The sequence below is a fragment of the Nesterenkonia salmonea genome, from assembly GCF_005771525.1.
Classification (GTDB): Bacteria; Actinomycetota; Actinomycetes; order Actinomycetales; family Micrococcaceae; genus Nesterenkonia; species Nesterenkonia salmonea.
Genome location: NZ_VAVZ01000019.1, coordinates 1 through 10,536 on the forward strand (window position 1 = coordinate 1; position 10,536 = coordinate 10,536).

At 59.1% G+C, this 10,536-nt stretch carries 8 protein-coding genes; 6 read left to right on the plus strand and 2 right to left on the minus strand.

The features are described from left to right. Positions 1 to 95: 95 nt before the first annotated feature. Entirely contained in the window at positions 96 to 470 is a 375-nt protein-coding gene (locus tag FEF26_RS07940) for a DUF2267 domain-containing protein (protein WP_138253010.1), read from the minus strand. Positions 471 to 714: 244 nt separating this feature from the next. Here FEF26_RS07940 and FEF26_RS07945 point away from each other — a divergent pair, with 244 nt between their 5' ends. Beyond that, positions 715 to 1,845: an ATP-grasp domain-containing protein gene (locus FEF26_RS07945; protein WP_138253011.1), complete on the plus strand. Its 1,131-nt coding sequence runs from the start codon at positions 715 to 717 to the stop codon at positions 1,843 to 1,845. A gap of 252 nt (positions 1,846 to 2,097) precedes the next feature. Next, entirely contained in the window at positions 2,098 to 3,933 is a 1,836-nt protein-coding gene (locus FEF26_RS07950) for a phosphoenolpyruvate carboxykinase (GTP) (RefSeq protein ID WP_138253064.1), read from the plus strand. A 54-nt stretch (positions 3,934 to 3,987) separates the two neighbouring features. Here FEF26_RS07950 and rfbA read toward each other — a convergent pair whose 3' ends face one another. Next, positions 3,988 to 4,857: a glucose-1-phosphate thymidylyltransferase RfbA gene (gene rfbA, locus FEF26_RS07955; protein ID WP_138253012.1), complete on the minus strand. Its 870-nt coding sequence runs from the start codon at positions 4,855 to 4,857 to the stop codon at positions 3,988 to 3,990. A 37-nt stretch (positions 4,858 to 4,894) separates the two neighbouring features. On the opposite strand from rfbA, the gene rfbB reads away from it, so the two are divergent. The 4 genes from rfbB to FEF26_RS07975 all read left to right on the plus strand — a co-directional run bounded on the left by rfbB (position 4,895) and on the right by FEF26_RS07975 (position 10,405). Then, entirely contained in the window at positions 4,895 to 5,893 is a 999-nt protein-coding gene (rfbB, locus tag FEF26_RS07960; RefSeq protein WP_138253013.1) for a dTDP-glucose 4,6-dehydratase, read from the plus strand. After that, a complete protein-coding gene (locus FEF26_RS07965) occupies positions 5,893 to 7,284 on the plus strand; it encodes a sugar nucleotide-binding protein (protein ID WP_138253014.1) in 1,392 nt (463 codons plus the stop codon). The genes rfbB and FEF26_RS07965 overlap by 1 nt, the downstream gene beginning before the upstream one ends. 111 nt (positions 7,285 to 7,395) lie before the next feature. Further along, complete coding sequence (locus FEF26_RS07970; protein ID WP_138253015.1) at positions 7,396 to 8,919, plus strand: tyrosine-protein kinase domain-containing protein; 1,524 nt, start codon at positions 7,396 to 7,398, stop codon at positions 8,917 to 8,919. A gap of 175 nt (positions 8,920 to 9,094) precedes the next feature. Beyond that, positions 9,095 to 10,405 carry a PIG-L family deacetylase gene (locus FEF26_RS07975; protein ID WP_166432961.1) on the plus strand — a complete coding sequence of 437 codons (1,311 nt, stop codon included), beginning with the start codon at positions 9,095 to 9,097 and terminating at the stop codon, positions 10,403 to 10,405. Positions 10,406 to 10,536 lie beyond the last annotated feature (131 nt).

Consider the following 10,536-nt stretch of genomic DNA (forward strand, 5'->3'; position numbering starts at 1 on the left):
ACAAAGTCGCCCGAGCACGAACCAGCCTCAACGAACAGGCAAACCAAAACTGAGACAGACCACTAGCGCGCCTCATGCGAGGCAGGTATTGACGTTCAGCTCCAGACGGCCAGTCCGGAAATGTCCTCCGGGAGCGCGTTCACAAACGATGTCCGCTCGCCTGGTGTCACCGCATCAGCGATCACAGAGATCGTAGCGTGAGTGACACGCGTGGCGGCTTCGCGATCGAGGTCTAAAGCTGATTCGATCCGACCCAGCAGCGTGTCCCTCGTCAGATCCTCCGCCGCCTCGCCAGAGGCTAATGCTCCCTTGTACTCCTCCGGCAGCTGTGCGGCAATTTCGCGTGCCTCCGAGCCGATGTTGAGACGGCTGAGTTCAGCCAGAACCGCAGTGCCTGCCTCATGTGCCGCCTCTGTGGATTCCAGCTCGGCACGTTCCTTGATAATGGTGTCAATCTCTTCAGTCTGCACTCATGCCTCCTGTTCAATATGGGTCGTCTTGATGTCTCGCCACGCTATCTGCTCAACCATGGTCAGCTGCAACCTCGCTTGGTCTCCTGCGGCATCATGGGAGTCGCCCCTGACACGTACGTGCCCGGTGCTCGCGGCTTCCGTGTTGGCATATTTCTCCCTGTAAAGTCATCTTCCAGGGGGCTTCCGAGAAGGTCTCAATGGCCTGGTGGAGGTGCGTCGTGAGAGAGCAGAGGTTAGGCCCGTGGAACTAGAAGAGACACACCAGTATTTGGTGAAGCACGACATCAAGGGCGGCCTCACCGTGACCCTCTTAGCCAGCCGAGCGTTGGAAAAGGGGATACCCATCTCCGGGGATTCCAAGCGGCGTTTGACCATGAAGGTCGGCAATCGAAGCGTCTGGTTCGACGGCGCCCGCTCAAACCTGAATGATCTGCTTGCCCGCCGCTGCACCCGATACAAGGATGTGACCAGCCGCCTGCTCCTCAATAGAGGTGTCCGGGCCCCTGAGAACATTGCCTTCGGCCATCACCAATTGGATGAAGCGTGGAGCTGGGCGTCGCATCAGACTCCCGTTGTCGTGAAGCCACCCAACGAGGGCATGGGCTCATCAGTTCATATTGGGATCTCCGAGTTCACCGAATTCGAGGCCGCGTTCAAAGACGTCGCTTCCCAGTCCGACTATGTCTTGGTCGAGCGCTTCGTCGAAGGAGTGGAACATCGAGTGCTGTTGGTCTACGGCAAAGTTGCTGCCGCCGCACGACGTGTGCCTGCCAATGTCATCGGAGACGGTTCCTCCACTGTTGCCGAGCTCATTGAGGAGAAGAACAGGCAACGCACTGCATCGCAAAACCCTGTGCATTACCAAATCCCTGTCGACGACGTCGTTGTCAAAGAGCTGAAAAAGAGTCAGCTCACCTTGGAATCGGTCCCCGAAGATGGTCAGCAAGTCTGGCTGCGCCCAAACTCCAACGTCCACAGCGGGGGAGACGGCGTGGACGCCACAGATGAGCTCACCCCTGAAGAGATCCGCATGGCCGAAGACGTGGCCAAAGCCATACCCGGCCTGCGCGTCGCTGGAATTGACATGCTCCTTCCGCGCGAGGGGCAAGGGGATAAACCCTATGTGCTCGAAGTCAATAGCAGCGCCATGATCACCGGTCATCACTACCCTTGGACCGGTCAGAGTCGGGACGCCGCTGGCATGCTGGTGGATGCCATGTTCGCCGACGCCGCTTCCAAGAAGAATCAGACACCTCAGAAGCCGGTTATGACAGTGAAAGAACCGGAAGTCCGCACCTCATCGCGGCTGCGCAAGCAGATCCGTATCCTGCGCCGACGGCTGCAGTGGTTGACATCCAGGAAGCTCCGGTAAGGAGCCAAGGTCAAAAAGTGATCTCGGTCACACTTCTGCGAGTAGTTCACCTGATTGTGACATTGGCGCGTTAGAGTTAGCGCTGTCTCCTCCTGACGCCGCAGGCCCATCGCGGAAGCAAGGACGGCACGTACAACGTAGTACGCGCCACGGACCGTTCGCGGTCCACCTGCCCTTCGCATGGTGTGGCAGAGGGAGAAGGCGCGATACATCTGTCACCCAATGGAGGGAAAAACAGTGAACACCGTTGCAATGGCGCCCGGTGAAAATATTTGGGACATCGCCAAGGATGCCCCCACTACACACCAGAAGCTCATCGACTTCGTCGCTTCGATCGCGGAGCTCACAGAGCCGCAAAACGTCCACTGGGTGGACGGTTCGGAAGAAGAACACACTCGGCTCACCGATCACCTCGTGGACACCGGAACCCTGACTCGCCTCACCAGTCCGGACTTTCCCAATTCCTTCGCCGCCTTCTCCGACCCGGCCGACGTCGCCCGCGTGGAATCGCGGACGTTCATCTGCTCTGAGAAGGAGCGCGACGCCGGTTTCACTAATAACTGGGTGGAGCCGGAGGAGATGCGCAAGACTCTCAGCGGAGTATTTCAGGGCGCAATGCGGGGCAGGACCATGTATGTCATACCGTTCGTCATGGGCCACCTCGAAGCCGATGACCCGAAGTTCGGCGTGGAGATCACAGATTCCGCCTACGTCGTGACCTCGATGCGCATCATGGCGCGCATCGGCACCGATGTTCTGCGCAAGATCGAGGAGCTCGACGCGTTCTTCGTCCCCGCCGTGCACTCGGTGGGCGCCCCGCTGGAGCCCGGCGATGAGGATGTGCCGTGGCCCTGCAATGAGGACAAGTACATCGTCCACTTCCCGGAGAGTCGGGAGATCTGGTCCTTCGGCTCCGGCTACGGGGGCAACGCCCTGTTGGGGAAGAAGTGCTACGCGCTGCGCATCGCCTCGGTGATGGCGCGCGATGAGGGCTGGCTCGCCGAGCATATGCTCATCCTGAAGCTCACCAGCCCCGAGCAGAAGAGCTACTACATCTCCGCAGCCTTCCCCTCGGCCTGCGGCAAAACCAACCTCGCGCTGATCGACCCCACCCTGGAGGGCTGGAAGGCTGAGACGCTCGGTGATGACATCACCTGGATCCGGCCCGGCGCAAACGGTGAGTTCCGGGTGATGAACCCAGAGGCCGGATACTTCGGGGTGGCACCGGGCACCGGGTGGCACACCAACGCCAACGCCATGCGCGCCATCGCCAAGGGCAACTCCATCTTCACCAACTGCGCCCTTACAGATGACGGCGGGGTCTGGTGGGAAGGCATGACGGAAGAGACTCCAGAACACCTCATCGATTGGACTGGTCAGAACTGGACCCCAGACTCTGACGAACCAGCAGCGCACCCCAATGCCCGGTTCTGCACTCCCATTGACCAGACTGACATGCTGGCGCCGGAGTACTTTGAACCGAACGGAGTGAAGCTCGACGCCATCCTTTTCGGCGGCCGCCGGAAGACGACAGTGCCGCTGGTGACCGAAGCGCGTGATTGGAACCACGGCATTTTCTTCGGCGCCACCCTCTCATCGGAGACGACCGCTGCAGCCGAGGGGCAGGTGGGTACGGTACGCAGGGACCCCATGGCCATGCTGCCGTTCATCGGATACGACGCCGGTGACTACCTCAAGCATTGGGTGGAAGTCTCCGACGCCGCCTCAGAAGAGGACCTGCCCAGGATCTTCCTGGTCAACTGGTTCCGCCGCAACCGTGACGGCGGTTTCGCGTGGCCTGGATTCGCGGAGAACACCCGTGTTTTGAAGTGGATTGTGGAACGGCTTGAAGGACACGGGGAAGCTACCGAGACTCCCATCGGTTTCACTCCGACTCCCGAGGCCCTAGATCTCAGCGGACTCGAGGTCAGTGACCAAGACATAGAAGATGCGCTCAAGGTCGACCCCGCAGAATGGGCCGAAGAGCTGGTGGGGATTGACGAATGGTTTGGAGAATTCGGAGAATCCCTGCCTGAGACGATTCGCGCTGAAGCAGAGCAACTGCGTCAGCGCATCAAAGCCGACTAGAGGAACACTCTTCGAGGTCTGCTGGTGAGCGCATGGTGTGCCCGCCAGCAGACCTCAGCGGCGTAATTCCAGCAAAGACCCCAGGTAGCGGCCATAGCCGGACTTGGCGAGTGCCTGAGCTCGTTGGGCCAAACGCTCGTCTGAAAGGAACCCCATTCGCCACGCGGCTTCTTCGGGACAGCCGACCTGGAGACCCTGCCGAGCTTGCACCGTGCGGACAAAGTTGCTGGCGTCATTGAGTGAATCAAATGTTCCTGTGTCCAGCCACGCGGTGCCGCGGGGCAGCACCGAAACGCGCAACTGACGGTTCTCCAGATACACACGGTTGACATCAGTGATCTCGTATTCTCCCCGAGCCGATGGCGCTAGGTCGCGGGCGATGTCCACCACCGCATTGTCATAGAAGTACAAACCGGGAACGGCGTAGGGTGATTTCGGCCGCGTGGGTTTTTCCTCGATCGAGATCGCATAGCCGGTTTCGTCCAGTTCCACCACACCGTAGGCAGTGGGATCGGCGACCTGGTAGCCGAAGATCAGTGCGCCCTCGATGCCGCTGAAATTGCTGAGTTGAGTGCCCAGACCCTGGCCGTAGAAAATATTGTCGCCCAGCACCAGACAGCAGGTGTCGGTGCCGATGAAATCCTCACCGATTGTGAACGCCTGGGCAAGCCCCTTGGGTTCCGGCTGCACGGCATAGTCGATGGAAATTCCGAGCTGCGAACCATCTCCCAGAAGGCGCTGAAACGCGTCTTGTTCGTGGGGAGTAGTAATGATCAAAACGTCTGAAATGCCCGCGAAAATAAGTGTTGAGAGCGGGTAGTAGATCATCGGTTTGTCATATACGGGCACGAGCTGTTTGCTGTTGCCCAAAGTGATGGGATGAAGTCGGGTGCCTGAGCCGCCTGCCAGGATTATGCCACGCATATCCCGCATTATCCCACGCGGCCCATAGTATGGGTTTATGTCTTCGCTTCTCGTCACTGGCGGTGCCGGTTTCATCGGCAGCAACTTCACGCGATACGTCCTTGAGAACACCGAACACACCGTGACTGTGCTGGACGCGCTGACCTACGCTGGGAACCGCTCATCATTGGAAGGCCTTCCGGAAAAGCGTTTCCAGTTTGTGAAGGGATCAGTGTGCGATGCACGAATTGTCGATGAGCTTGTCCAATCCCACGACGTGACAGTACATTTCGCGGCTGAGTCGCACAATGACAACTCGATGCGCGACCCGTCGCCCTTTGTTCAGACCAATGTGGTGGGCACTTACGAGCTGCTTCAGGCAGTTCATCGGCATGACAAGCGGTACCACCACATCTCAACTGACGAGGTCTATGGTGACCTTGAGTTGGACGACCCTGAGAAGTTCACCGAAACCACACCCTACAATCCGTCGAGCCCGTACTCGGCAACTAAGGCCGGGTCAGACATGCTGGTCAAAGCCTGGGTGCGCAGCTTTGGGGTCAGGGCCACCATCAGCAACTGCTCCAACAACTACGGGCCTTACCAACATGTTGAGAAGTTCATCCCTCGCCAGATCACCAACATCCTTGATGGGCATCGCCCTAAGCTCTATGGCACAGGACTGAATGTCCGGGATTGGATCCATGTTGATGACCACAACACTGCAGTTCTGGAGATCATCGACCGGGGACGGATCGGGGAGGTCTACATGATCGGCGCCGACGGAGAACACAACAACACATCAGTGATCGAACTGATCCTGACCCTCATGGACCAACCTGCCGATGCCTACGACCACGTCAATGACCGGCCTGGGCACGATCTGCGCTACGCGATAGACGCCACTCGGCTTCGTCAAGAACTGGGTTGGCGTCCCCGATACGCTGATTTCTCCTCGGGCCTGCAGGACACGATCGAGTGGTACCGCGCACACGAATCCTGGTGGCGCCCGGCGAAAGCCTCCACGGAGGCTCAGTACGCCCAGGCTGGGCAGTGATGACCGAACTCAGCGCCCACCCAACGCCGATTCCAGGCCTGTTAGTGTTCGACCTGCCGCTTCATGGAGACTCACGTGGATGGTTCAAGGAGAACTGGCAACGCGCAAAGATGACTTCTCTGGGTCTCCCAGACTTCGGCCCCGTTCAGAACAACGTCTCGTTCAACGAAGAGGCTGGTAGCACTCGAGGGCTGCACGCTGAACCCTGGGACAAACTGATCTCCCTAGCGCACGGGCGGATCTTCGGCGCTTGGGTGGATCTGCGGCCAGGTGAGACATATGGGACGTCATTTTCTTTGGACATGGGTCCTGAGAAAGCGGTGTTTGTACCGCGGGGGGTTGCCAACGGATATCAGGCACTCGAGCCGAAAACCGTCTACTCCTATCTAGTGAACGATCACTGGAGCCCGCGGGCTCGCGATTCCTACACGTATCTCAACCTCGCCGATCCAACGATCGGTATCGACTGGCCGATCCCACTGGACCATGCAGAGCTCTCTGACGCCGACCGCTCCCATCCCTTCTTTCCCGACGTCGACCCTGTGGCGCCCAAACCGCCAGTCATCGTCGGGGCCTCCGGGCAGTTGGGTCGGGCGCTCGTTGAACACTTTCCTGAGGCAGTAGGCCTAGCTCGGACGGACATTGACCTTTGCGATCCGGCGTCGATAGATGCCACGGACTTCTCCCAGTTCGGAGTGATCATCAACGCGGCCGCCTACACGGCCGTAGACGCAGCTGAGACGAAACAAGGCCGGCGCGAGTGCTGGCAGGTCAATGTCACAGGGCTGGCGCACTTGGTAGAGCAAGCCCGCAAACACAGAGTGCCGATGGTGCACATCTCGTCCGACTACGTTTTCGACGGTACCCAAGAAACGCACGACGAAGACGAGCCGCTGAGCCCCTTGGGCGTATATGGGCAAACCAAGGCCGCCGGAGAGAAGCTGGTTTCAACTCTGCCCAAGCACTGGATCGTGCGCACCAGTTGGGTCATCGGCCAAGGCAACAACTTTGTTCGCACAATGGTTGGGCTGGCCTCACGAGGGGTAAACCCGTCCGTAGTAGGTGACCAATACGGTCGTCTGACGTTCACCCGGGATTTGGTCGACGGCATCGACCACCTCATTCGAACAGCTGCGCCCTTCGGCACCTACCACCTCACTAACGCTGGGCCTCCCCAGAGCTGGGCAGATATTGCCAAACGCGTCTTCGAACTCTCGGGCCGTTCCTCTGATGACGTCACAGAAGTGACAACAGCCCAGTACGTATCGGAGAAACAGTCCGCGCCACGCCCGCGGAACAGCACATTGAATCTTGACAAAATCTCCGCCACTGGTTTTCGCCCTGTTCCTGCGGAAAACCGACTTTTCGATTACCTCGATGAAATTCAGTGAACTCTCAATGCGTGGGCCTATTCGTTATACACCATCGCATCCGTATACTTCTGGCAGGGGCTGGCGCATAGTTCCGGGGGGAACCCACACTTTGAGTGAGGATATGACGGTATGACGCTGCGACAGGTACTTGGAATTATTGGGCATCGCTGGATTTTAGTGCTGCTGACAACGATCCTGATCGGGGGAGCGACAGCCGCGTACGCACTGCTCACACCGCAGGTCTACGAATCCTCGACCACTCTTCGCTATAGCGAGGCCGCGGCCACGACTCTTGAAGGCCCCGGCGGATACCAAGGCATGGAGCTAGACCTGGACACATTCTTCGTCACCTCAGAGGAAGTACTTGAGGGGGCGGCGGCGGAGACTGGTGATTCCGTGGCTGAACTGCAGGAGTCCACCAGCGTGGCCCTGCTCGAAGGCGTAAGAACGCAACGTCTTGAGATCACAAGTGAGGCAGAGTCCCCGGAACAGGCTCAGGCCCGAGCCAATGCTGTGGGCGAGGCATACACTTCCCACCTCCAGTCACAGGTCGATGCCAGTCTGGCCGAGTTGGAAGCTGACCTTGAAGAAGCCGATGTGGTGCGGGAAGAAGCTATCGAGGCCGTGGGCGAGGACCCTGAGGACACATTCGTTCAGGACCAATTGGGTGTGGCGCTCTCGGAACACGCTGAACTGGCGAGTCAGATAGACGCCATCGAAAATGCAGGCCCCCCAGTCACGACGCTCCAGACGGCCTCTCCCGGAGGTCGCGTCGGCACAGACCTTCCTCTCCTGATCGTGATCGGCATCATCAGTGGGCTCATCGCAGGTGCCGGAGTTGCGCTGATTCGGGACCTCTTTGACGACCGTATGCGCACTGCATTGGCCATGCAGGAAATAGCTGAACAACCGCTTCTTGCCGAAATCCCGCTGGTAGAGAAACGGGGAGCTGACGATCTCTCACTACCCCTGGCAGGAATCGCGCCAACACCCTTCAATGAGAGCATTCGCAACCTGCGAACCTCGCTACAAGTCTCCTACTCGGAGCAGCATGCCGTCATCGCCATTACCAGCCCGATGCCAGCGGACGGTAAAACGTTCCTTACAGCCAACTTGGCCGTCTCAGTGGCACGCAGCGGGCGCAGCGTGGTCATCGTCAGCGGTGACTTGCGACGCCCTCGTGTGGAGTCTTACTTCGGGGAGCAAACAGAAAAAGAAGGGCTCTCTGAAGCTCTACGGTCCGATGCCGCAACCGAGCAGATTCGTGAGTTTTTGCTGCCCACTCAATTCGACGGACTTCGCCTGCTGCCGGCTGGGGTGGCTCGGTCCCAGCCTGCAGATCTCTTGGCGGGTGACTCCCTGCCCCGGGTGATCGAACGCCTGAGGGAGTTGGCGGATGTCATCCTCATTGATACGCCTCCAGGGATGGTCATTGCCGACGCCACGCTCTTGGGCGCTCAAGCCGACGGCGTGGTCGTGGTCTCATCGGTGAAGTCCACCAGTAAGCGCAACCTCCTCTCCACCTTAGAAACGCTAGAGTCCAGCGGTTGCTCGGTCGCAGGCATCGTTGCCAACCGTTCCAAGCGCCGAACGATGCCCCGGAGTTACGACTCTTATCTGGAAACTGCCAGTGATGTGGACGCGAAAAGCTGAACCCCCGTCGCGGTATTCGCGAGGGCTAAAAAGCTGCCGTCCCCGCTTACAGAGCATTCGTTCGGCCTGCTACCACCCATGGAAGGCGGCTGTATCGCTGATACTGGCGAGCCTAGTCCTGGGCTGTTCCACGGACCCTGACCCGTTGGCAGACGACCCCGATGGTCTTACAGGTATGTCAATTGTTGCCCATCACGACGACGATCTGGGCCTGATCAACCCCTCTATAGAGGACGACTTACGGCAGGGAGCTGCGGTACAAACCATTTACATCACCGCTGGGGATGCTGGTCAAGGCTGGGGCGACTATCCCAAGGGCAGAGAAGAGGGAATTAGGGCCGCCTACGCCCATATGGCCGAGGAATCCTCCCCCTCATGGACCTCGGGTGAAGTGTCCGTTGATGGCATGAGCATCGCATACTCCGAGCTTGATGGAGCTGACATACGTCTCTATTGGCTGCGGCTTCCGGACTCCTACCCGCCAAGACTGGCCGAGTTGTGGTTGGAAGAAACCGAAGCTCTGGAAGCTGTCGACTCTGGTGAGGCGTATACCAAAGATGATCTGATCTCAGTGCTGTCGAGCTTGATCGATCTTCACGATCCGGCAGTGGTTCGGCACTTGAATTCACGCGATGAGTTCGGAGCGGGAGATCATCTTGACCACGTTGCAGCTGGGCGCTTTGCGGCGGCGGCGGTGGAAGCCTCCGAGACAGCACCGACCAGTGCCATCTATGGGAGTATGCAGCTCGCTGGGTTGCCGAATACGATACTGACTCCGGAAGAGCAGCAGCGCAAAGAAGAGACAGTGGCGGTCTACGCGCCGTACGACGAGATTTTCGGGAAACATTGGGATCAGGATGAGCAGGTGGGTATGGCTCTTGAACGAGACTTCTCCATCCCATCGGCTGAACCACCGACGTTATCGAATCCGCAAGAAGCGAGCCTGTTCAACGACGCCACTTTGCCTGATCCAGACCCGGAAGGGCAAGAGACTTCGCCGGCGACAGTGGCCACAGCCTTCGAGGTCGGAGGGGACAACGACTGGAGCGCCGTCGGGGGCAGAGTGCAACTGGCTGCCGGGGCGGACGCTGATGTTGAAGGGGGCGGGTACTTCGCGCATCTGTGGAAGTCTCACGACCAACTGCCTGGTACCTGGCTTGCCTCGAGTACCTGTGATGACGTTGTGCGGGGTCAATGGGCCGAGTGCCGATTCGTCCAGCCCGTGGCGCTGGATGAAGACAGTCAGTACTTCATCGCTGTCACATTCCCCCGGGGACGCGAGCCCAACGTCTCTGACGTCATTCCGCAGGATGGTTACGAGTCAGAAACACCTGGCTTGTCAGTTCCAGGTGCCGACAGCAGCCCACAAGGGCTTATGCGTCGGGGAATGGGCGCAGCTGAAGGATGGGCGCCGGTGACTCCGGATCCGGGTGCGTGGCGCGGGGCAGACGTTCTCCTGGAGTACGAGCCCCGCTCTGCTCAGTGACCCTCGCAGCCCAATAGTCTTGCAGCTATAATGGCCTCAGGGGGCAATCGAAGGGTATTTCGCGCGCTGTGATGGGGGAGCGGGTTATGCCATGCGCATTGGGTCACGACTCGCGGGTTCTACCGGAAGAA

Coding starts and splice junctions, on each gene's coding strand:
- FEF26_RS07950 (WP_138253064.1), top strand. CDS start 2,098: ATGGCGCCCGGTGAAAATATTTGGGACATCGCCAAGGATGCCCCCACT.
- rfbA (WP_138253012.1), bottom strand. CDS start 4,857: ATGCGTGGCATAATCCTGGCAGGCGGCTCAGGCACCCGACTTCATCCC.
- rfbB (WP_138253013.1), top strand. CDS start 4,895: ATGTCTTCGCTTCTCGTCACTGGCGGTGCCGGTTTCATCGGCAGCAAC.
- FEF26_RS07965 (WP_138253014.1), top strand. CDS start 5,893: ATGACCGAACTCAGCGCCCACCCAACGCCGATTCCAGGCCTGTTAGTG.
- FEF26_RS07970 (WP_138253015.1), top strand. CDS start 7,396: ATGACGCTGCGACAGGTACTTGGAATTATTGGGCATCGCTGGATTTTA.
- FEF26_RS07975 (WP_166432961.1), top strand. CDS start 9,095: ATGTCAATTGTTGCCCATCACGACGACGATCTGGGCCTGATCAACCCC.